17 protein-coding genes and 1 riboswitch are annotated in these 20,130 nt (G+C 65.3%); of the genes, 3 read left to right on the plus strand and 14 right to left on the minus strand.

Annotated elements, in window-relative coordinates; translation table 11 throughout:
- Positions 1–27: 27 nt before the first annotated feature.
- The 4 genes from AAHM38_RS04815 to AAHM38_RS04830 are packed head-to-tail and all read right to left on the minus strand — an operon-like array spanning position 28 to position 4,058.
- On the minus strand, positions 28–1,398 hold the full coding sequence (locus AAHM38_RS04815) for an MFS transporter (RefSeq protein WP_371316212.1): 1,371 nt from the start codon (positions 1,396–1,398) through the stop codon (positions 28–30).
- 55 nt (positions 1,399–1,453) lie between these two features.
- Complete coding sequence (locus AAHM38_RS04820) at positions 1,454–2,404, minus strand: SMP-30/gluconolactonase/LRE family protein (RefSeq protein WP_116575331.1); 951 nt, start codon at positions 2,402–2,404, stop codon at positions 1,454–1,456.
- A 5-nt stretch (positions 2,405–2,409) separates the two neighbouring features.
- Positions 2,410–3,360 carry an NAD(P)-dependent oxidoreductase gene (locus AAHM38_RS04825; protein WP_116575307.1) on the minus strand — a complete coding sequence of 317 codons (951 nt, stop codon included), beginning with the start codon at positions 3,358–3,360 and terminating at the stop codon, positions 2,410–2,412.
- A complete protein-coding gene (locus tag AAHM38_RS04830) occupies positions 3,360–4,058 on the minus strand; it encodes an RraA family protein (protein ID WP_116575308.1) in 699 nt (232 codons plus the stop codon). Before AAHM38_RS04830 ends, AAHM38_RS04825 begins: the two co-directional genes overlap by 1 nt.
- A gap of 171 nt (positions 4,059–4,229) precedes the next feature.
- Between AAHM38_RS04830 and AAHM38_RS04835 the strand changes: the two genes are divergently transcribed.
- Positions 4,230–4,940 (plus strand): IclR family transcriptional regulator, encoded by a 711-nt coding sequence (locus tag AAHM38_RS04835; protein WP_009240402.1) that lies wholly within the window; start codon positions 4,230–4,232, stop codon positions 4,938–4,940.
- Positions 4,941–4,979: 39 nt separating this feature from the next.
- Here the strand turns inward: AAHM38_RS04835 and AAHM38_RS04840 are convergent, their stop codons facing one another.
- Entirely contained in the window at positions 4,980–6,260 is a 1,281-nt protein-coding gene (locus AAHM38_RS04840) for a voltage-gated chloride channel family protein (protein WP_116575309.1), read from the minus strand.
- Positions 6,261–6,337: 77 nt separating this feature from the next.
- Positions 6,338–6,415, minus strand: a riboswitch (Fluoride riboswitch).
- Between the two features lie 327 nt (positions 6,416–6,742).
- Here AAHM38_RS04840 and AAHM38_RS04845 point away from each other — a divergent pair.
- Complete coding sequence (locus tag AAHM38_RS04845) at positions 6,743–8,236, plus strand: acyl-CoA synthetase (RefSeq protein WP_116575310.1); 1,494 nt, start codon at positions 6,743–6,745, stop codon at positions 8,234–8,236.
- A 27-nt stretch (positions 8,237–8,263) separates the two neighbouring features.
- On the opposite strand, the gene AAHM38_RS04850 is transcribed toward AAHM38_RS04845, so the two are convergent.
- From AAHM38_RS04850 to AAHM38_RS04880, 7 genes are all read right to left on the minus strand, one after another.
- Positions 8,264–10,033: a phospholipase D-like domain-containing protein gene (locus tag AAHM38_RS04850; RefSeq protein ID WP_116575311.1), complete on the minus strand. Its 1,770-nt coding sequence runs from the start codon at positions 10,031–10,033 to the stop codon at positions 8,264–8,266.
- 354 nt (positions 10,034–10,387) lie between these two features.
- Complete coding sequence (locus AAHM38_RS04855; protein ID WP_116575312.1) at positions 10,388–11,539, minus strand: enoyl-CoA hydratase/isomerase family protein; 1,152 nt, start codon at positions 11,537–11,539, stop codon at positions 10,388–10,390.
- Positions 11,536–12,333 (minus strand): enoyl-CoA hydratase, encoded by a 798-nt coding sequence (locus AAHM38_RS04860; protein ID WP_116575313.1) that lies wholly within the window; start codon positions 12,331–12,333, stop codon positions 11,536–11,538. The genes AAHM38_RS04855 and AAHM38_RS04860 overlap by 4 nt, the downstream gene beginning before the upstream one ends.
- On the minus strand, positions 12,333–13,226 hold the full coding sequence (mmsB, locus tag AAHM38_RS04865; RefSeq protein WP_116575314.1) for a 3-hydroxyisobutyrate dehydrogenase: 894 nt from the start codon (positions 13,224–13,226) through the stop codon (positions 12,333–12,335). Before mmsB ends, AAHM38_RS04860 begins: the two co-directional genes overlap by 1 nt.
- A gap of 19 nt (positions 13,227–13,245) precedes the next feature.
- The gene (locus AAHM38_RS04870) at positions 13,246–14,793 is read right to left on the minus strand and encodes a CoA-acylating methylmalonate-semialdehyde dehydrogenase (protein WP_116575315.1); all 1,548 of its coding nucleotides are present in this window, start codon (positions 14,791–14,793) and stop codon (positions 13,246–13,248) included.
- A gap of 72 nt (positions 14,794–14,865) precedes the next feature.
- Complete coding sequence (locus AAHM38_RS04875) at positions 14,866–16,560, minus strand: AMP-binding protein (protein WP_116575316.1); 1,695 nt, start codon at positions 16,558–16,560, stop codon at positions 14,866–14,868.
- A 61-nt stretch (positions 16,561–16,621) separates the two neighbouring features.
- Complete coding sequence (locus tag AAHM38_RS04880) at positions 16,622–17,755, minus strand: acyl-CoA dehydrogenase (RefSeq protein ID WP_039374181.1); 1,134 nt, start codon at positions 17,753–17,755, stop codon at positions 16,622–16,624.
- Positions 17,756–17,926: 171 nt separating this feature from the next.
- Between AAHM38_RS04880 and AAHM38_RS04885 the strand changes: the two genes are divergently transcribed.
- Positions 17,927–18,937, plus strand: coding sequence for an AraC family transcriptional regulator (locus AAHM38_RS04885; protein ID WP_179817501.1), 1,011 nt, complete (start codon positions 17,927–17,929; stop codon positions 18,935–18,937).
- Here AAHM38_RS04885 and AAHM38_RS04890 read toward each other — a convergent pair.
- Together AAHM38_RS04890 and AAHM38_RS04895 are read right to left on the minus strand one after the other, a co-directional pair.
- The gene (locus AAHM38_RS04890) at positions 18,934–19,446 is read right to left on the minus strand and encodes a GNAT family N-acetyltransferase (protein WP_116575318.1); all 513 of its coding nucleotides are present in this window, start codon (positions 19,444–19,446) and stop codon (positions 18,934–18,936) included. The two genes, AAHM38_RS04885 and AAHM38_RS04890, sit on opposite strands and share 4 nt — an antisense overlap.
- The gene (locus AAHM38_RS04895) at positions 19,443–20,057 is read right to left on the minus strand and encodes a flavin reductase family protein (protein WP_116575319.1); all 615 of its coding nucleotides are present in this window, start codon (positions 20,055–20,057) and stop codon (positions 19,443–19,445) included. The genes AAHM38_RS04890 and AAHM38_RS04895 overlap by 4 nt, the downstream gene beginning before the upstream one ends.
- Positions 20,058–20,130 lie beyond the last annotated feature (73 nt).

A 20,130-nucleotide genomic window follows, 5' to 3' on the forward strand; every position in this document is an offset into this window, starting at 1 on the left:
AGGAAGAAAGGTACTGCGATCGCTCGATCAGCGGGTTATGGCTTCACCGGCATCGGCGCCGGGGTCGCCCAGCCAAGCGATGGACAACGCACCGATGAGCAGCACGGCCGACACCGCCAGCAGCGGTGCAGTAAAGCCATGCGAGAACTGCTTGATGGCACCGATCATCGACGGGCCGACAAAGCCACCAAGATTGCCCACGGAAACGATCAGCGCCAGGCCGCCCGCGGCCGCGCGGCCCGTGAGGAAGCTGGAGGGAATCGCCCAGTACGTAGCCTGGAACGCCAGGATGCCGCTCACCGTCACGCACAGCGCCGCGAGCTTGAGCGCCGGTGCATCCAAGGCCGTGCTGGCCGCCAGCGCTACCGCTGCAACCACCAGCGCGGTAGCCACATACGGGACGCGGTTCTGCGCGCGGTTCGCCGTGCGGGCCCACCACAGCATGACGACCGCACCCAGCGCATACGGGATCGCCGTGAGCCAGCCGACCACGGTGTGCTCGACACCAAACTGTTTGATGATCTGCGGCATCCAGAGGCCCACGCCGATGGAGCCCACGATGCCGCAGAAGTTGATGAACGCCAGCACGAAGACGCGCCAGTTGGTCATGGCATCGCGCAGGGTCGCGCCGTGTTTGCTGGCGATGTCGCGTTGCTCCATGGCGAGGCGGCGCGCGAGCACGGCCTTCTCATCGTCGGTGAGCCATGTCGCCTTTTCCGGCCGATCCGCCAGCACAAACAGGCATGCGATACCGAGCAGCACCGCCGGCAGCCCTTCGATCAGCAACAGCCATTGCCAGCTGCGCAGCCCATGCAGGCCGCCGAGTTCGAGCAGCGCGCCGGAAATGGGTGAGCCGATCATGTTCGCCACCGGAATGCCCACCAGGAAGGCAGCCGTCACCTTGGCGCGCCACTTGCCCGGAAACCAGTGCGTGAAGTACAGGTAGATGCCCGGCGTGAAGCCCGCTTCGGCAAGACCCAGCAGAAAGCGCGCCGCTGCAAAGCTCTTCGGCCCGACCACAAACGCCGTGGCCATCGAGAAGATGCCCCACGTGATCATGATCCGCGCGATCCAGATGCGCGCCCCCACCTTCTGCATGATGAGGTTGCTCGGGATCTCGAACAGGAAATAGCCGATGAAGAACAATCCTGCGCCGAACCCGAACTGCTCGGCCGTGAGGCCAATGTCCTTGTTCATGGTGAGCGCGGCAAAGCCCACGTTGGTGCGATCGAGATAGCTGATCACATAGCAGGCGAAGATGAACGGCAGGATGCGGCGGAACGCCTTGGCCAGCGTGCGTTCGCTCGCCTGGTAGTCCGCATCGGGCAGCGTGGTGGCGGAGCGCACATCCGCGCTATGCGCTGGCGTGGTGGCACTCAAAGTCTGGGACATTTGCATGGTCTCCTCCATCGCGCTTCTATGAGCGCTCAGGGTCGGGTATCGATGAGCTGGGCTAGGGCGTTGCTTTGGTCTGCTCTGCCCGATGCGGCAGCGGGGCGGCGATGTTCATCTCGGTCTTGAGCACCGTGCCGGACACCGATTCGGTCATGAAGAGCGTCTTCATTTCGGGGCCACCGAAGCACAGGTTCGTGAGCGATGCACCTTCGGGGCTGGTCAAGACCATGTCCGGCTCCGCACGGTGGTTCAGCACCCATGCGCGGCCGAGTCCGGGGTTGGCCACGAACAGCCGCCCCGCCGTGTCGATCGTCAAACCATCCGGGCCGCTCGGGCCGTACGACGTGAAGAACTGGCCGACCTTGCTGACAGAGCCATCGGCCTGTAACGGCACACGCCACACGCAGTTGCCGCGCGTCATGGCGACGTAGAGCACCTTCTCGTCGGGCGACAGCACGAGCCCGTTGGGGCTGGGGCAATTGCCGAGCAGCATGTCGAGCCTGCCTTCCGGCGAGAGGCGATAGACGCGACCCGTCGGGTCTTGCAGCCCCGTCTGGCCCTGGTCGGTGAAGTACAGGTTGCCGCGCGAGTCGAACGTCAGGTCGTTCACGCCCTTGAAGCGCTCGGAGTTGCGGCGCTCAAGATACGGCGTGACTTCGCCGCGCTTGATGTCGAGCAGCATCAGGCCGTTGCGGTAGTCGGTGATGAGCAGGTGCGCATCGTCGACGAACTTCATGCCGTTGGGCTCACCGTCGTATTCGGTCACCAGTTCCCAATCGCCCGCCATCGAGATGCGGAAGACGCGGCCGTGCGGGATATCGGTCACGTACAGATGACCGTGGCCGCGGCCGTCCGGACACCACACCGGTCCTTCGAGAAACGAATCGGTGGCTTGCCCGCCGCGATTGGCGCGTGCCCATTCCGTCTGGACATCGGGCTTGCGAAACTTGGCAGGCATGCGCGTGAAGACTTCGGCTTCACGCACCGCCGGTGGCGAGAGCAGGAACATGGACATCACGCCGCCGTGCGGGCACGTTCCTCGATCACTGCGAGCACATTGGCCGCGGCGCCCTTGCCCATGTTCACGTAGGCCGCGTCGCTCACGCCGCCGATGTGCGGCGACAGGATGACGTTCGCAACGCCCTGGAACGGGTGCGGCGTGGTCATCGGCTCCACGTCGAAGCTGTCGAGCCCTGCTGCACGGAGTTGGCCGCTGGCCAGCGCTTCCACCAGCGCGGCTTCGTCGATGAGGCCGCCGCGCGCCGTGTTGACCAGGATGGCGCCGGGCTTGAAACAGTTGAACGCGTCGCGGTTCAGCATCTTGCGGTTCTCGGCGGTCAACGGGCAGTGCAGCGACACCACGTCGGACTGCGCGTACAACTCACCGAGCGCCACCAGCTGGACGCCTGCCGGCGCCTCTTTCGTGTACGGGTCGAATGCAAGAACCTTCATCCCGAACGCCAGGCCGATGGCAGCAGCCCGGCGCCCGATCGCACCCAGACCGACCAGGCCAAGCGTGCGGCCATCCAGTTCGACCGACTTGTGCGTCGCCTTGTCCCAATGCCCAGCACGCATGCGCGCGTCGAGCTGCGGGACGGACTTCGCGCATGCGAGGATCAGCGCCCACGCATGCTCGGCCACAGCGGCCGCGTTAGCACCTACGGCAGCGCGCACCGCAATGCCGCGTGCCGCGGCGGCGTCCTGATCGATGACGTCGATACCGCTGCCGTGCTTGGAGATCACCTGGAGGTTGCCGGCGGCTGCATCCATGATGCGGGCGTTGACCTTGCCGTAGCGCACGATGATCGCCACCGGCTTGTGCCGCGCACAGAGCGCGACGATGTCGTCTTCGGTAGGCTGCTTGCCGGCAAAAACGACATCGAAATCGCCCAGCATGTCCAATGCTTGCGGTGCCAGGTCAGCCGCCGTGACGAGCAGGACAGGCTTGGTTGCAGTCGTGCTCATTACAGTGCCTCGCCTTCGGCCAGCATGCCCGCCGCGCGCAGTTCTTTCTCGAGCCAGCCGGGGCGCGTATCGCCCTTGCGGATCGCCGCAATGCGGGCCGCTTCGGCGTCCACCTTTTTCTGTGCGAGCACGAGAATGCGCTCAACGTCGGCACGCGGGATCACGACCACGCCATCCGCATCGCCCACCACCAGGTCACCCGGATGCACCGTCGCGCCGGCAGCCGACACGGGCAGGTTCACGCGGCCCGCCACGCTCTTGGTCGGCCCGCACGGGTTCAAGCCGGCAGCAAAGATCGGGAACGTGCCGTGCGCCAGCTCGTGCGAATCGCGCACCGCGCCATCGATGACAAACCCGGCGATGCCGGTGGCCTGCGCCTGCGTGGCCATGATCTCGCCGATCAGCGCGCAACTCTGGTCGCCCTTGCCGTCGACCACGATCACATCGCCGGGCTTGGCGACTGCCAGGGCGGCATGGATGGCGAGGTTGTCGCCTGGGCGAACTTCCACCGTGACGGCTGGCCCGGCCACTTTCATGGTCGGCGCGAGCGGTTTGACGCGACAGTTCAAGGTGCCACGGCGGCCGGCAACGTCAGCCAGGATGGCCGCCTGGAAGCGGGCCGCCGCCTCGACCAGCGCGGGTGAAACGCGCTCGATATCGCGAACGATGGCGGATGGGGTGTGCGAAGGGGTACTCATGAATAAAACCTGCCTCAGACTGTAAAGTTGTACTATGTACAACATGGGTGTACTCAGTGAAATCACTATAGCCACGGCAAGCGGGTCGATCCACTAGCGTTTACCCTTCCGCCAGATACAACAACGTTGTACATAGTACAATGCTGCCGTTCGTGAGTTCGGAGAGACGGAATGGGGAATGACGGCGTTGCCGCAGTGGAAAAGGCGTTGGCCCTGCTGGATTGCTTCAAGCCGGGGGCGGAAGCCCTGTCACTCGCGGCCCTCGCGCAAGCGTCGGGCATGCACAAGACCACGGTGTACCGGCTGATGAACTCGCTGGAACGCATGAGCTATGTCACCCGCTCCGAGTCCGGCGCGTACTCGCTCGGGCCACGCCTGCTGTATCTCGGCAAGCTCTACGAGCAGTCGTTCCACCTGTCTTCCGTGGTGGAACCGGTGCTGCACGCGCTGGCGGCCGCCACGCGAGAGAGCGCATCGTACTACGTCATCGATCACGGGCGGCGCCTGTGCCTGTTCCGCGCTGAACCGTCGGAAGGTCTGCGCGAGACGCGGCTGCCCGGCACGTCGCTGCCGCTGGACGACACGGCCATCAGCCATGTGCTGCGTTACTGGGGGCTGGGTGAAGCGCTGTATGACGGCACGCCCGAATTACCGCTGTTCACCTCCGGCGCGCGCGACCAGCACACGGCAGCATTTGCCACGCCCGTCTTCGGCTCCGGCGACAAGTTCATGGCCGCGCTCACACTATCGGGCGCAGCCTCACGGCTCGAAGCGGCGCGCACCACCGGCGATTTCGTCGCGAAGCAGTTGCAGGCAGCGTCCGAGCTGTCGCGCAAGCTCGGCGCAAGTACGGCATTGTGCGAACGCCTCTACGGCGCGTGACGTGAAGACGCTGCTCGAAGCCGAGCGCGCATCGCAGTGCTAAGGGCGCTCGGCGGATTCGGCCGGAACCTGCCCTGCCGGCGCTGCTTCGGTAGGTCGCTTCGCATGGCCAATGCGCTGCGCGTGATAGATGCCGGTGTGGCCTGAGAAGAGATAGCTCACCACGCAGGCAATGCCAGCAAATGTGCCGACTTCGGGGCCGAAGAGTTCCATCGCCATCAAGGTCGACGCGATGGGCATATTGGCGGCACCCGCAAACACGGCAACGAACCCAAGGCCCGCCAGCAGCGGGAAGGGCAACGGCAGCACGTAACCCAACGCATTGCCCAGCGTGGCGCCGATGTAGAACAGCGGCGTGACCTCGCCGCCCTTGAAACCGGACGCCAGCGTCACGATGGTGAAGGCCGCCTTGCCGGCAAAGTCGTAGGCGGGCAGCGGATTGTGGAACGCATCCACGATGACCGGAATGCCGAGGCCGAGATATTTGTCCGTCCCCAGCGCCAAGGCCGCCGCCACGACCACGCTGCCGCCCAGCACGGGGCGCAGCGGCCCAAAGGCGATGTGATGCGTCAACAGGCGGCTGAGCCGGTGCGTGAGCGCCGCGAACGTCATGCCCGCCAGACCGAAGACGATGCCGGCCACCACGACCAGGCCGATCGCGACGGGCGTGAGATGCGGCACAAACGGAATCGCATACGGCGTGTGGTGCACGCCCAGCAGCGGTGGCACCAGGTCGCCCACGATGGCCGCGATGAAGCACGGCAGGATCGCGTCATAGCGCAAACGGCCGATCGCAAGCACTTCCAGTCCAAATACGGCACCGGCCAGCGGCGTGCCGAACACCGACGCGAAACCGGCGCTGATGCCCGCCATCAGCAAGATGCGGCGGTCCGCCGGGGCCAATGAGAACAGCCGCGTCAGGTAATCAGCAAAGCTGCCGCCCATCTGCACGGCCGTGCCCTCACGCCCGGCTGACCCGCCAAAGATGTGGGTGACAACGGTGCCCAGCAGGATGAGCGGCGCCATGCGCTTGGGGACGACACGCTTGGGGTCGTGGATCTCGTCGATGAGCAGATTGTTGCCGCCTTCCACCGAGCGCCCCGTGTAGTGATAGAGCAAGCCAACGGCAAGGCCCGCCACGGGCAGGAACCACAGCAGCCAAGGGTGTGCGGTGCGCGTGTTGGTTGCCCAATCGAGCGCCAGCAGCAACACCGCAGAGCCAAGCCCGGCGAGCATGCCGACGAGCGAACCGAGCGAGAGCCAGCGCAGCAGATACCCGAACATGAGCAGCGGCTCGGAGCGTGTAGCCATTTTCTTCATGATGACCAGATTCGAAGAACTCAAACCTGAGCGACAGAACGTCGTTTGGGCGCGTGCCTACAACTTCCTTCGACCAGGAACTTGTAGGCATCATCAGCCGGTTGCGTGATCCGCAGACCGGCGGTTAAGGGAGGCATGCCCTCTCCACAACGGGGCGCATTGTGCCTGAAGGCGGCCGCGGTCACAACCGGGCACAATCGCGCGCGCCCGAGAAAAAGGCCCGCCTCGCATCACACCGGGCGGGCTTTTTGGCTTCAGGCATGCAGCTTACTGCCGCAGACCTTTCACGCGGTCTGCGGTGATATCGGCGGGTTGCCCCTCAAACCGAATTCCGGTGTCACGGCTCACGCGGCCAAGGAGAGCGTTGTCCAATCGCATTCACCAGTGTGCGAAATTCGCCGTGGATTGTTCAATACTGTTCGATCCGGCATGCTGCATGGATTAGGCAACCGTCCCCAAGAGACCTCGCGCAGGAGACACACATGACTGCCCACCTGATCTTCGATGATCGCCCCACCGATGCCGATACGCTGCTCGCGCGCGGTGCCGCCCTTGCCGGCGGGTTGCGCCGCATGGGGGTGCAGGAGGGCGATGTGATCGGCGTACTGCTGCGCAATGCACCCGCCTACATCGACGTGATGCACGCCTGCCGCATCGCAGGGTGCTACTTCTGCCCGATCAACTGGCACTTCACGCCGGCCGAGGTGGAGTTTCTGGTGCGCGATTCCGGTGCCAAGGTATTGATCGGCCATCGCGACCTCGTCGATGCGGCAGAACCGCTGCTACCGGCCGACGTGCAGCTGCTGCGCGTGGATGCAGAAGGCACCGACCGCGCCGACGGCTATGCAAACTGGCTTGCGCTGCAGACGCCGTACGACGGGCCGATCGTTTCTCCGCGCGGGCACATGGCCTATACCTCGGGCACCACGGGCCGGCCCAAGGGCGTGGTACGCCAGGCCGTACCGCTCGATCAGCTCGAGGCGCATCTGCAGAAGGCACGCGCCGTGGTGGCTGCAACCTTCGGCATCGTGCCGGGCTGCCGCGCGCTGGTGCCGGCGCCGCTCTATCACAGCGCACCCAGCCTCTTCGCACAGCAAGCCGCGCAGATGGCGGAGCTGCTGGTGGTGAACGCGCGCTTTGATGCCCTGCGCGTGCTCGAGCAGATCGAGCGCTACCGCATCGACACCGTCTACCTCGTGCCCATCATGTATGTGCGCCTGCTCAAGCTGACGGACGAAGAACGCAGCCGATACGACCTGTCTTCGCTGCGCTTTGTGGCCTCCACCGGGGCACCGTGCGCGCCGGAGATCAAACGCAAGATGATCGACTGGCTCGGCCCCGTCATCTACGAAACGTATGCGTCGAGCGAGACCGGCATGATCACTGTGATGGACCCGCGCGAGGCGGCCGCCCGCCCCGGCAGCGCCGGCCGCCCGGTGTGCGACGCACGCGTGCGCATCCTGCGTGAAGACGGCACGCCCTGCCCTACCGGAGAGATCGGCTTGATCTACAGCCACCAACCCGCCTATCCCGATTTCACCTACCGCGGCAACGATGAGGCGCGCAGCAAGATCGAGCGCGACGGCCTGGTCACGCTCGGCGACATGGGCTACCTCGATGCCGACGGCTATCTGTATGTGTGCGACCGCGCATCGGACATGGTCATCTCGGGCGGCGTCAACATCTACCCGGCCGAGATCGAACATGCGCTGCTGCGCCACCCCGATGTGGTCGACTGCGCGGTCTTCGGCGTGCCGTGCGACGAGTACGGCGAGCGGCTTGTTGCCGTGGTGCAGACCGAGCGCCAAGACCTGCAGGCCGAGTTCGTGATCGAATGGCTGCGCGGCCAGATTGCGGGCTTCAAGATCCCGCGCCAGATCGAGTTCACCACAGCGCTGCCGCGCGACGACAACGGCAAGATCGCCAAGCGCCGCCTGCGCGATGCATGGTGGGGCGACCGGCAGCGGCGCGTATGACGGCGTACGAACCGCTACCGGAGCCGATCACGCGACGGCCGCCTCCTGCGCAGTGCCGGACTTGGCGAACAGCGTGCGCTCCGTGAACTTGATGTTCTGCGGATCGTAGTACGGGTCGGCCCATGCGCTGGTCGTCTTCAGCACCAGCGGCTTGTCGGCCGTCGCCTTGGATTCGCTTGCGCGGAAGCGGTAGTGGTCGAACAGGCGGATGGCCTCGATCGCATAGGCCGTGACGATGGCCGGGTCGTAGATGGCGATCAGGCTGTCGCCGTTCTGCTCTTCCCCGCCCTTTGACAGGTTGGACGAGCCGCAGAACACGACCGGCTCGTCGCCATTGAAATCGCACACGACAAACTTGTGGTGAATGTGCTGGCCGGTGCCGGCATCCACTTCCTGTTTGAACGGCGCAGGGGCTTCGTCCTTCAAATACGCAAACGACACAGTCTGCGAGGGCACATCGCGGCCGGGGGCAAAGGCGTCGACGCCACCCTGCTTGTCGATCACGCCCAGCGAGAGCAGCCCAGCCTTGTGCGGCACCACTTGCTCGAGCGTGTTCAGCATCGCGCCGCCGCCATCGGTGGCCATCACCGCAAACAGCACGGACGAAAGCGCGCCCTTCACGCGGTCCGCGGCCTCCGTGAGCAACGCATCGGTCTGATGCGGCGAGAAGCCGAAGCGCGCACGCGGCTTGCCGCCTTGCGGCACCGCCTGCCAGCTGGCAGCCAGCGCATCGGCGCGGAAGGCGGCGGCCACTTTGCGGCTGCCCGCAGCGTCCTCACCGTACTGGTCGATCCATCCCCACAGACGCTCGAACACCTGCGCGTAGAGCTGCGCGGCGTCTTGCTCGAACACCAGCACGCTGTTGGCCTGCACGTACAACCCGCGCAGCGAGAAGTTGGCCGAACCGGCCAGCACGCGCACCGGCTTGCCGGCCGCGTCCCGCAGCAGGATCGCCTTGTGGTGCTGGAACCGCGCCAGGTGCGTCCGGCGGACCTCCGCGCCGGCCTGCTTGAAGTACTCGGCGGCCTGCGTCTCAAACGCGTTGTCGGTGCCGTGGCCCACCGGGTTGGCGCCGGTGCCAACATAGTTGTCCTGAATCACGCGGACCTTGCGACCGTTCTGCGCGAGCCAAGCAATGGCACGGATGATGTCCGGTTCGTCCAGGTCGTAGGCGAGCACGTCGATGCCGTATCCGTCGGACGCGTGGCACTGGTTCAGCAGATCGATGATGAGATGGCGACCCGTCGCCCCCAGGTAGGCGTACTTGTTCTGATACGGCTGCGTGTCGTACAGCAGCGGCGATTTGGTCTGCGCGCGTTTGTCGGGCGCCAGCGCCGTGTTGCCGCCGTAGTGGTCGATGAACGCCTGCGACGACACATACCCGCGCACCATGCCGACGGTGGCCCAATCGCTCATCGGCTGCTGCAGCGTGACCGTGACGATGCGCGTCGCGCGCGTCTCCAGCTGCACGGGGTTCGTAGAGACAAAGTAGCGCGCGTGGATGGTGTAGCTGAGCTGCCCAGCCGCATGCGGCGGAAAGTGAACCCAGTGGAAAGACTGAAACGGCGCGTCGATGGAATCGGCGTATTTGCCGGCCTTCAGCGGCGCGTCTGCATGAATGGGCGTGTCGAAGGTCAGCCGGTTGGGCACCCAATACGGCGCTCCGCCCTGCGGCGTGCACTGAATGGCAAAACCTGCCAGATCGGCGCGCTCGGCGTCGGCCACATCAAAAGCGAACAGCACCGCGCTGTCGCCCTGATACACCTTCACCTGGAATGAATCGACGGATGTCGCCATGAGAGCCTCCTGAGGTGGCAAAGCATGCGGCCAGTTAGCACGGCGATTGTGACAACAGTCTGACGCAGGGTACCAAAACCTAGCTGCCATGCGGGTTGGCAGGCGGTGACTTCAAAGCGGTTTCAATCCGATCTGCAGATCGGCAACACGCATGTGCCCCGTAAGGCAAAAAAAAAACGCAGCGGAAGCCGCTGCGTACGATGAGAACGTGAGGGGTGACCTCTCCTCGCCCGTGTAAGTTACACGTAAGTTATGACAGAAATTTGTCACGGAACCGACTTATTGGCCGGGACAAAGCGCCTCATGCGCGCTAACGATCGCATTTGCGACATGCCGTTCACATGGCATTGCGTTTCACGCGAGCCCCACCAACGGATGCGCTTCCGCCCGCCAGGGGGATGTCAAGAAGTGACGCACGCGCTCAGGCCGCACCTGCGGCAGCGTGGCAGGCGCCCAGCCGGGGCGGTGATCCTTGTCCACCAAATGCGCGCGCACGCCTTCACAGAAATCCCCTTCCTGGATTCCGCGCGCAACAATGCCCAGCTCCATCTGAAAGCATTCCGCCAGCGACAACTGCCGGCCCCGCAGCAACGCTTCGCGCGTGACATGCAGCATCGTCGGCGAATGCGTGGTCATGGCATCCAGCGTCGCCTGCAGCCATTGACGCGGCTCGCGTGCCGACTCGCGCTCGAGGCTCTCTCGCAGCGTGGCGACCATGCGATCGACCGAAGAGCGCCGATCGAAATAGCGCAGCACCCACGGCATCGCCTGTGCAAGCGGCGCGTGCGGAACGATGTTGCAAGGCGGCTCGAACACGCGGCGCAGCGCCTGCATGAGGTCGCCATCGTGCGGCATGCGCTGCAGACGGTCTTCAAACGACGCCAGCCATTCGGCGGGCACGCACATATCGGCCAGGTGGCAATGCAGCGCATCGGCGCCGGTCAGCGTCACGCCCGTCAGGCCAACATACAGCTCCAGCTCGGGCGACATCACGCTCAAAAAGCGCGTAGCACCCACGTCTGGCAGAAAGCCGATGCGCGTTTCCGGCATCGCCATCTTCGTACGCTCGGTCACGACACGCAGCCGTGCCGCCTGCCCGAGGCCCATGCCGCCGCCCATGGTGATGCCGTCCATCAGCGCAACGATGGGCTTCGGAAACTGGTGCAGCGCGTAGTCGAGCCGGTATTCGTCGACAAAGAACTGCAGCCAGCCGTCGTCGCCCTCCATGCGGCCCTGCTGCGCAAGCTGATAGAGCGCCCGCACATCGCCGCCCGCGCAGAAGCCTTTCTGGCCCGCACCGCGCAGCACCAGCGCGGCGATGCCGTCGTCGTGGCGGCATTGCTCCAGCAGCGTCGCCAACTCGCGCACCATGCCGTGCGAAAGTGCATTCAGGGCAGCCGGACGGTTCAGGGTGATGACGGCCACGCGGTTGACCACGCGCATCAACACCTCGGGTTCGGCAGCGGCGGCCTCGGTTGGCCGCGCCTGCAGTTGGACGACACTCATTGCAGCGTCTCCGATTCGTGTGCGGAATGCCAGCGCGGCGCGCGTTTCTCAAGGAAGGCGTTCACGCCTTCGCGCTGATCCGGGTGGTCAAATAGATCGACAAAGCGCTCGCGCTCCACAGCCAACGCCGCACCGCGCGGCACGCCATTGCGCGCCTGGTGGATGAGCTGCTTGCTGAAGGTGACGGCCTGCGGGCTCAACGTGGTCACACGCAGCGCAATGGCAATGGCCGCTTCGCGCGCCGCACCGGTTTCCACGACCTCTTCCACCAGGCCGATACGCAAGGCCGTCTGCGCATCGACGCGCTCGCCAGTCAGGATCATGCGCTTGGCCCAGCCCTCGCCCACCAGCCAGGGCAGCGTCTGCGTGCCGCAACCGCAGCACAGCAGGCCGACAGCCGTCTCGGGCACGGCCAGCTTGGCGTGTGCCTCGGCGATGCGGATGTCGCAAGCGAGCGCGCACTCCAGGCCGCCGCCCATCGCAAAACCGTTGATGGCCGCGATCACCACTGGGCGCGCATTCTGCAGCGCCTCGAACGCGGCACCGAAACGTGCAGCGGCCTCGCGGGCTACATCGCGGTCGCCATCGGCAAAGGTGTTCAGATCAGCGCCCGCGCTGAAGAACTTTGGCCCATCGCCGGTGACGACGATGGCGCGCACGCGTACATCGGCGTTCAATCGCTCGACGGTGCCTTGTAACTGCAGCAGACCTTCCGGGGTGAACGCGTTGGCCGGCGGACGCTTGAGCGTCAGCACCGCGACGGTGCCCTCATGCAGCGTTTCCAGTTCGATCATCACGCCGCTCCGTCTTTCCGATACAGCTTGATCACGGCGGAGAAATCCAGCTTGCCATCGCCCTTGCTGCTCACGGTTTGATAGAGCTGCTGTGCCAGCGCACCCAAGTAGACGGGTTGACGGACCGACTTTGCGGCATCACCGGCCAGGCCCAGATCCTTGAGCATCAAGTCGGTACCGAATCCGCCCGTGTAGCCGCGCGAGGACGGCGCGGTGTCGATCACACCCGGGAAGGGGTTGTAGGTGTCCGAACTCCAGCAGCGCCCCGTCGACGTGTTGATGATGCCGCCCAGCACCTTCGGGTCGATGCCCAGCGCTTCGCCCAGCGACATGGCTTCGGCCACGCCGGCCATCGTGATGCCGAGCACGAGGTTGTTGCAGATCTTCGCGCCTTGCCCCGCGCCGGTGTCGCCGCAATGCACGAGATTCTTGCCCATGGCGGACAGCACCGGACGCACCTGCTCGAACGCTGCCGCGCTGCCGCCCGCCATGAAGGTCAGCGTGCCGGCTGCCGCGCCTCCCGTGCCGCCCGAGACCGGCGCATCGACGAAGGGGTTGCCGTGCTCGGCTGCCATCGCGCCAAGCGCCTTGGCGCTGGCCGGGTCGATGGTGCTCGAATCGATGATGGGCACGCCCTTGGCGATGCCCGCCAGCACGCCGTCTTCTGCCGTCAGCACATGGCGCACATGCGCGGCGGCAGGCAGCATGGTGATGACGGTCTCCGCGCCCGTCACGGCGTCCTTGGGGGACACAGCGGCCACGGCACCGGCTTCCACCAGTGTGCCCACTGCCTGCGTATTCAGGTCGAACACGCTGAGCACATGGCCTGCCTTGAGCAGATTGCGTGCCATGGGGGCGCCCATGTTTCCCAAACCGATGAATGCGATCTTCATGACAACACTCCGGGTGCGATCAGCGCAGGCTGATGGTGGTATTCACGCCGCCGGCATCGACCGCGTCGTCAAACCAGCGCGCCGTTACCGTTTTCGTTTGCGTATAGAACTGCACGACCTGTTTGCCGTACGGGCCCAGGTCGCCCAGCTTGGAGCCGCGCGAGCCAGTAAAGCTGAAGTACGGCACGGGCACCGGAATGGGAATGTTGATACCGACCTGCCCGACGTCGATCTCGCTCTGGAACTTGCGTGCCGATGCGCCGCTCTGCGTGAACAGGCCCACACCGTTGCCGAACGGGTTGGCGTTGACCAGCGCAATGGCGTCGTCCAGCGTAGGCACAGTCAGCACCAGCAGCACGGGCCCGAAGATTTCGTTGGTGTAGATGTCCATGTCGGTCTTCACGTCGGTAAAGACCGTCGGGCCGATGAAGTTGCCGTCTTCGTAACCGGCGACGCGCACATTGCGGCCGTCGAGCGCCAGCGTGGCGCCCTGCTGCACGCCCGATTCGATCAGACCGAGAATGCGTTGCTTGGCGGCACGTGACACGACGGGCCCCACGTCGGTACCCGGCTCGACACCGGCATTCACCTTGAGCGTTTTTGCCTTGGCGATCAGGTCCGGCACCCACTGCTGCGCCGCGCCCACCAGCACGACGACCGAGGTCGCCATGCAGCGCTGCCCCGCCGCGCCGAAGGCCGCACCCACCAGCGCATTAATGGCCTGCTCGCGGTTCGCGTCCGGCAACACCACAGCGTGGTTCTTGGCGCCCATCATCGATTGCACGCGCTTGCCGTGCTCGCTGCCCAGGCGGTAAACATGCGTGCCCACTGCGGTCGAGCCCACAAACGAAATCGCCTTCACGTGTTCGTGCGTGCACAGCGCATCCACCACGTCCTTGCCGCCATGCACGACGTTCAATACGCCGGGCGGCACACCTGCTTCAAGGGCCAGTTCCACCAGTTGCATGGTCGACAACGGATCCTGCTCCGAAGGCTTGAGCACGAACGTGTTGCCACACACGATGGCCATCGGAAACATCCACAGGGGAATCATGGCCGGGAAGTTGAACGGCGTGATGCCGGCGCACACGCCAATCGGCTGGCGCAACGTGTAGGTGTCGACCGCGCCGGCCACGTTCTCCAGAAATTCGCCCTGCTGCAGTGAGCCCACCGAGCACGCGTGCTCCACCACTTCCAGCCCGCGGAAGATATCGCCTTCGGCATCGGGCAGCGTCTTGCCCTGCTCGGCCGTCAGCGTGCGGGCAATGCGCGGCGAGTGCTCGCGGATCAGCGCCTGGAACTTCAGCATGATGCGCATGCGCGCACCGACCGGCGTGTTCTTCCACGTGGCAAACGCAGCATGTGCGGAGCGGATGGCTGCATCCACTTCGCCGGCCGTGGCAAACGGCACGCGCGCCAGCACTTCCTGCGTGGCGGGGTTCACGATGTCGCGCCATTCCTTCGACTGCGATTCGACAAACTCGCCGCCGATCAGCAGCTTGACGGTGGGCGGGGTGTCCTGCTGTGCGGCAGGCTTGGCGGAAGCGAGAGAGGCAACGGCGCTCATGGGAGTCTCCTGGCGAATCGGTATCGGTATCGGTTTCGGTAGTGGTAATCGGTTCAATGCGGGACGGGCATATCAGGCGAAGTCTTCTTCCCAGTACTCGCCGGGCAGGCGAGCCGGGTGCGGCGTGCGTTCAAGCTCCAGCCGACGCAGTTCCACGCGGCGGATCTTTCCGGAGATGGTCTTGGGCAGCTCGCTGAACTGCAGCCGGCGGATGCGCTTGTAGGGCGCCAGCTTTTCGCGCGAGAAGAGGAACACGGCGCGCGCCAGTTCAGGGCCGGCTTCGTAGCCTTGGCGCACCGTCACGAATGCTTTGGGCACGGAGAGGCGCAGCGGATCGGAACTCGGCACCACGGCGGCCTCGGCAATGGCCTCGTGCTCGATCAGCACGCTTTCCAGCTCGAACGGGCTCAGGCGGTAGTCGGACGACTTGAACACGTCGTCGGTGCGGCCCACGTAGACGAAGTAACCGTCGTCGCGGCGCATCGCCACGTCGGACGTGTGGTAATAGCCGTTGCGCATGGCCTCGCCCGTGGCCTTGGCGTTGTTGGCGTAGCCCTGCATCAGGCCGAGCGGGCGGTGCGAGAGCGGCAGCACGATTTCGCCTTCGCTGGCGGGCTGATCATCGTGGTCGACCAGCTCCACGCGGTAGCCGGGCAGCGGCCGCCCGACCGAACCCGGCACGACCGGCTGGCCCGGCGTGTTGCCGATCTGGCAGGTGGTCTCGGTCTGGCCGAAGCCGTCGCGGATGGTCACGCCCCAGGCGCTGCGCACGCGCTCGATGATCTCGGGGTTCAGCGGCTCGCCCGCACCGACGATCTCGCGCAGCTTGACGGCGTAGGTGGCCAGCGGCTCCTGCACCAGCATGCGCCACACGGTAGGCGGCGCACACAGCGTGGTCACGTTGAAGCGCACCAGCACGTCGAGCGTGTCCTTCGGGACGAAGCGCGCGTAGTTGTAGACGAACACGCAGGCCTGCGCATTCCACGGGGCGAAGAAGCAGCTCCACGCGTGTTTCGCCCAGCCGGGCGAGCTGATGTTCCAGTGGATGTCGCCGGGTTGCAGGCCGATCCAGTACATGGTCGACAGGTGGCCGACGGGGTAACTCTGGTGTGTGTGTTCCACCAGTTTCGGCTTGGACGTGGTGCCCGAGGTGAAGTACAGCAGCAACGGATCGGTTGCCTTGGTCAGCCCGTCGGGCGCGAACTGCGCCGGCGCGTCGTAAGCAGCGGCCAGGTCGACCCAGCCATCGCGCTGCGCACCCACGGCGATGCGCTTGACGCTCGCATCGACCCCGTCGAACTTGTGCAGCTCCGCCGCATCGACGACCATGCAGTTCGCGCCACCAAGTTCCACGCGGTCGCGCACGTCATCCGGCGAAAGCTGCGTGGTGGCCGGCAGCACCACCGCGCCCAGCTTCATCGCCCCGAGCATCACGTCCCACAGTTCGACGCGGTTGGGCAGCATCAGCAGCAGACGGTCACCCCGCACGATGCCAAGCCCACGCAGGAAGTTCGCCATGCGCGACGAGCGCTCCGACATCTGCGCAAACGACAGCTTCAACCCTTCGCCCTGCGCGTCATCGACGATCCACAGCGCCGGGTTGTCGTTGCCGCGCGCCATCACATCGAAGTAGTCGAGCGCCCAGTTGAACGTGTCCAGCTTCGGCCACGCGAACTCGCGATACGCGCGGTCGTAGTCGGTGCGATGGCGCAGCAGAAAATCGCGCGCTTCCACAAAACCCTGTGCTGCAGATACCGCTTCGTTCATCGTCGTCTCCTGGTCGGCGCGTTTGCGCTCTTTCGTATTCGGTCGATGTGCGCGGTGCGTGCTACACGTGCCGCGCGATCACCATCCGCTGGACTTCGCTGGTGCCTTCGTAGATCTGGGTGATGCGTGCATCGCGGTAGTGGCGCTCGACGGCGTAGTCGGCCAGGTAGCCATAGCCGCCGTGAATCTGGATTGCGTTGGAGCAGATCTCCTCGGCCAGTTCCGACGCGTAGAGCTTGGCCTGCGAGGCTTCCGACAGGCAGGGCTTGTCTGCGCTGCGCAGGCGCGCCGCATGGTGAACAAGCAGGCGCGCTGCATTTAGACGCGTGGCCATGTCGGCCAGCATGTTGGCGATGGTCTGGTGCTCGCGCAGCGCCTTGCCGAACTGGATGCGCTCATTCGCGTAGTTGCGTGCCGCATCGAAGGCGGCGCGCGCAATGCCCACAGCTTGCGCAGCAATGCCGATGCGTCCGCCTTCGAGGTTCGACAGCGCGATCTTCAGGCCCTCGCCACGCTCGCCCAGCAGGTTCCCTTCGGGCACGGCGCAGTCTTCCAGGGTGATCGGGCAGGTGTCCGACGCGCGAATGCCAAGCTTGTGTTCGGGCCGCCCGACGTGAAAGCCCGGTGTGTCCGTCGGCACGATGAAGGCCGAGATGCCGCGCTTGCCCGCCTCAGGGTCCGTCACGGCAAAGACGATGGCGATGTCCGCGCGTGCGCCGTTGGTGACGAACTGCTTGTTGCCGGTGAGCACCCACTTGCCGTCGCGCAGTACCGCACGGGTGCGCAGGTTGTTGGCTTCGGAGCCGGCGTGCGGCTCGGTCAGGCAGAACGCGCCAATCGCGCGGCCCGTGGCCAGGTCCGGCAGGTAACGCGCCTTCTGCGCCTCGGTGCCGAACTTCAGGATGGGGCCGCAGCCGACCGAGTTGTGCACGCTCATCATCGTCGCGCTGGCAGCGCAACCGGCGGCCACCTCTTCCAGCGCAAGCGCATAGGCCACGTAGTCGGTGTACGAACCGCCCCACTCCGCCGGCACGATCATGCCCAGCAGGCCCAGCTCGCCCATCTCGCGCACCACCTCGTCGGGCAAGGCGCCGTCACGGTCCCACTGCGCGGCGTTGGGTGCCAGGCGCTCGGTGGCAAAGGCGCGCGCAGCGTCGTGGATCATCCGCTGCTCTTCGGTATAGAAGTCGTCCATCGCTTGGCTCTTGCTTGTTTGCTGGCCGGGGCCGCGTGACGCTGCCTGTGCAGGCGCCTTACACTGTGCAGCCCGCGGCGCTCGGGTTCGATGGGGAAAAAGTGTAGGCACGTGGCTGGGCGGCTTCGATGCCCGTCACGATCAACTTGCGTGAGCGGATTTGCCATGCCGATGAAAAACAACGAAAAAGGAACCGTCTCTGTCAGCCTCGTCAACGAGGCCGTGACGCGTGCGCGCGCACATGGCGTCGATACGCAGCCCATCATGGCAGCTGCGGGCATCACGCCGCAGATGCTGGCGCAACCGCGCAGCCGCGTGTCGTCCGCGCAGTACGGCGCGCTGTGGGCCGGCATTGCGCAGGCCATGGACGACGAGTTCTTCGGGCAGGATGCACACCCCATGCGCTGGGGCAGCTTCGTGGCGATGACGCAGGCGGCGCTGACCGCGCGCACGGGCCGGCAGGCGCTCGCGCGGGCCACGGGCTTTCTGCGGCTGGTGCTGGATGACCTGCATGTACGCGTTGAAGAAGACGATCAGCGTGTGCGTCTCGTGTTCGAGCACCGCAAGGGCACGCGTGTGCCGCCCATGTTCACCTACGCCACGTGGCTCATCATGGTCTACGGGCTGGTGTGCTGGCTGCTGGGGCGGCGCATTCCGTTCATTGCCGCGCGCTTCCGTTGCGCGGCGCCGCAGGATGCGCAGGAATATCGCCTGATGTTCTGCGACGACATGGCGTTCAAGCAGGATGCGTCGTACGTCGACCTATCGCCCACCTTTCTAGACCTGCCCGTCATCCAGACGGCCGCGTCCATCAAGACGTTCCTGCGCGACGCGCCGGGCAGCTTCATCGTCAAGTACCGCAACCCGGATTCGTTCGCAGCGCGCGTGCGCAGGATGCTGCGTAACCTCCCGGTGGCCAGTTGGCCCGCGTCGGACGCAATGGCGCTCAAACTGAACGTGGCCGAGGCGACCATGCGGCGGCGCCTGAAGCTCGAGGGCCACACGTATCAGTCGATCAAGGACGACCTGCGGCGCGACATTGCCATCGGCCAGTTGCAGGACACGCGCCGCACCATCGCCGACATTGCCGTCGCGGTCGGCTTTGCGGAACCGAGCGCCTTTCACCGCGCCTTCCGCAAATGGACCGGCATGCGGCCGACGGACTATCGGACGGAGCGTTAGGCGTCCAGCCGCAGCGCCATGTGTTCTTCGTCGTAGAAGCGATCGCCGACACGCATGGCGCGGCGCTCGATGCCGAAGGTCTCGAAACCCGCGTTGCGATACAGCGCTTGCGCACGCGAGTTTTCGGCGTTGACGCAAAGATGAATCTGCAGCACCTGGGCAGCACGCGCATGCGCAATAGCGGCGTGCAGCAGACGGCCCGCAATACCGCCCCGCCGATGCGCAGGGTCAACAAACACGCCCCACAGCACAGCCTTGTGGGCAACCTGCGCCAGCGGCTCACTACGTAGGCCGGCAATGCCGACCAGCTCCGGCGCGGCAAATGCTCCGAAGACAATCTGATGTTCAGTCGCCCGGATGCGATTGCGGGTTTCCTCCAGCGTGCGGCTCGATTCTTCATCGTGCGTCGGCCAGATGGGGGTGGGTGCGTCTTGAATGGCCTTCAGGCGCAGTGCCTTGAACGCTGCAGCATCCTCATCGATCAACGGGCGGATGGAGATATCGCTCATGGCTGTTTCACCTGGACGGTGAACGCTTCGCCGGTCTCAAAGAATGCACCGCCCGCGAGGTAGTGCAGGGTCTTGCTGCCAGCATCGGTAAAGTGCCAGTGACCGTTGCTGAACAGCGCAGGATCGGCCCAGGCAGCGGTCACTTCGGCGATGAAAAGGTCGTAGCGCTTCTCGTTGTGCGGCTCCGGAATGACGCGGCATTCGAGCCACCCTGCACAACCTGCCACCAGCGGCACGTCGATCGTACGGGCGGGCATGGTGACGAGGCCCAGGGCATCGAACTTGTCGACATCGCGGCCCGAGAGCGTGCCGACCGTTAGCGTGGTCTCGGCAATCGCGCGGGTGGGAATGTTGAGTGCAAACACGCCCGAGCCTTCGATCAACTCACGTGTGAGTGTGCGGCTGTCGACCACGACCAGCACCTTGGGTGGGTCAAAGTCGAGCGGCATCGCCCAGGCGGCAGCCATGACGTTGCGCACGCCGTTGTGGGCGCTGGTGACCAGCGTGGTCGGGCCGTGGTTCAGGAGGCGGTAGCACTTCGCCAGTTCTACCGGGGCTGGCGTGATGGGATTGGGCATGATGGCGAGGGGACTAGGGGGAGGCGTCATCATAGGGTAATGGTGTTGGAGGGGCTGGGGCGTGGTTTGTGCCTTGTTCTTTTGTTGTTGGTCCATCCCCCTTTCG

The sequence above is a fragment of the Ralstonia sp. OTU4908 genome, from assembly GCF_038440115.1.
Taxonomy (GTDB): domain Bacteria; phylum Pseudomonadota; class Gammaproteobacteria; order Burkholderiales; family Burkholderiaceae; genus Ralstonia; species Ralstonia pickettii.

Bases quoted from the DNA above. Each gene is read 5' to 3' on its own strand.
- AAHM38_RS04815 (WP_371316212.1), bottom strand. From the start codon at position 1,398: ATGCAAATGTCCCAGACTTTGAGTGCCACCACGCCAGCGCATAGCGCG.
- AAHM38_RS04820 (WP_116575331.1), bottom strand. From the start codon at position 2,404: ATGTTCCTGCTCTCGCCACCGGCGGTGCGTGAAGCCGAAGTCTTCACG.
- AAHM38_RS04825 (WP_116575307.1), bottom strand. From the start codon at position 3,360: ATGAGCACGACTGCAACCAAGCCTGTCCTGCTCGTCACGGCGGCTGAC.
- AAHM38_RS04830 (WP_116575308.1), bottom strand. From the start codon at position 4,058: ATGAGTACCCCTTCGCACACCCCATCCGCCATCGTTCGCGATATCGAG.
- AAHM38_RS04835 (WP_009240402.1), top strand. From the start codon at position 4,230: ATGGGGAATGACGGCGTTGCCGCAGTGGAAAAGGCGTTGGCCCTGCTG.
- AAHM38_RS04840 (WP_116575309.1), bottom strand. From the start codon at position 6,260: ATGAAGAAAATGGCTACACGCTCCGAGCCGCTGCTCATGTTCGGGTAT.
- AAHM38_RS04845 (WP_116575310.1), top strand. From the start codon at position 6,743: ATGACTGCCCACCTGATCTTCGATGATCGCCCCACCGATGCCGATACG.
- AAHM38_RS04850 (WP_116575311.1), bottom strand. From the start codon at position 10,033: ATGGCGACATCCGTCGATTCATTCCAGGTGAAGGTGTATCAGGGCGAC.
- AAHM38_RS04855 (WP_116575312.1), bottom strand. From the start codon at position 11,539: ATGAGTGTCGTCCAACTGCAGGCGCGGCCAACCGAGGCCGCCGCTGCC.
- AAHM38_RS04860 (WP_116575313.1), bottom strand. From the start codon at position 12,333: ATGATCGAACTGGAAACGCTGCATGAGGGCACCGTCGCGGTGCTGACG.
- mmsB (WP_116575314.1), bottom strand. From the start codon at position 13,226: ATGAAGATCGCATTCATCGGTTTGGGAAACATGGGCGCCCCCATGGCA.
- AAHM38_RS04870 (WP_116575315.1), bottom strand. From the start codon at position 14,793: ATGAGCGCCGTTGCCTCTCTCGCTTCCGCCAAGCCTGCCGCACAGCAG.
- AAHM38_RS04875 (WP_116575316.1), bottom strand. From the start codon at position 16,560: ATGAACGAAGCGGTATCTGCAGCACAGGGTTTTGTGGAAGCGCGCGAT.
- AAHM38_RS04880 (WP_039374181.1), bottom strand. From the start codon at position 17,755: ATGGACGACTTCTATACCGAAGAGCAGCGGATGATCCACGACGCTGCG.
- AAHM38_RS04885 (WP_179817501.1), top strand. From the start codon at position 17,927: ATGAAAAACAACGAAAAAGGAACCGTCTCTGTCAGCCTCGTCAACGAG.
- AAHM38_RS04890 (WP_116575318.1), bottom strand. From the start codon at position 19,446: ATGAGCGATATCTCCATCCGCCCGTTGATCGATGAGGATGCTGCAGCG.
- AAHM38_RS04895 (WP_116575319.1), bottom strand. From the start codon at position 20,057: ATGATGACGCCTCCCCCTAGTCCCCTCGCCATCATGCCCAATCCCATC.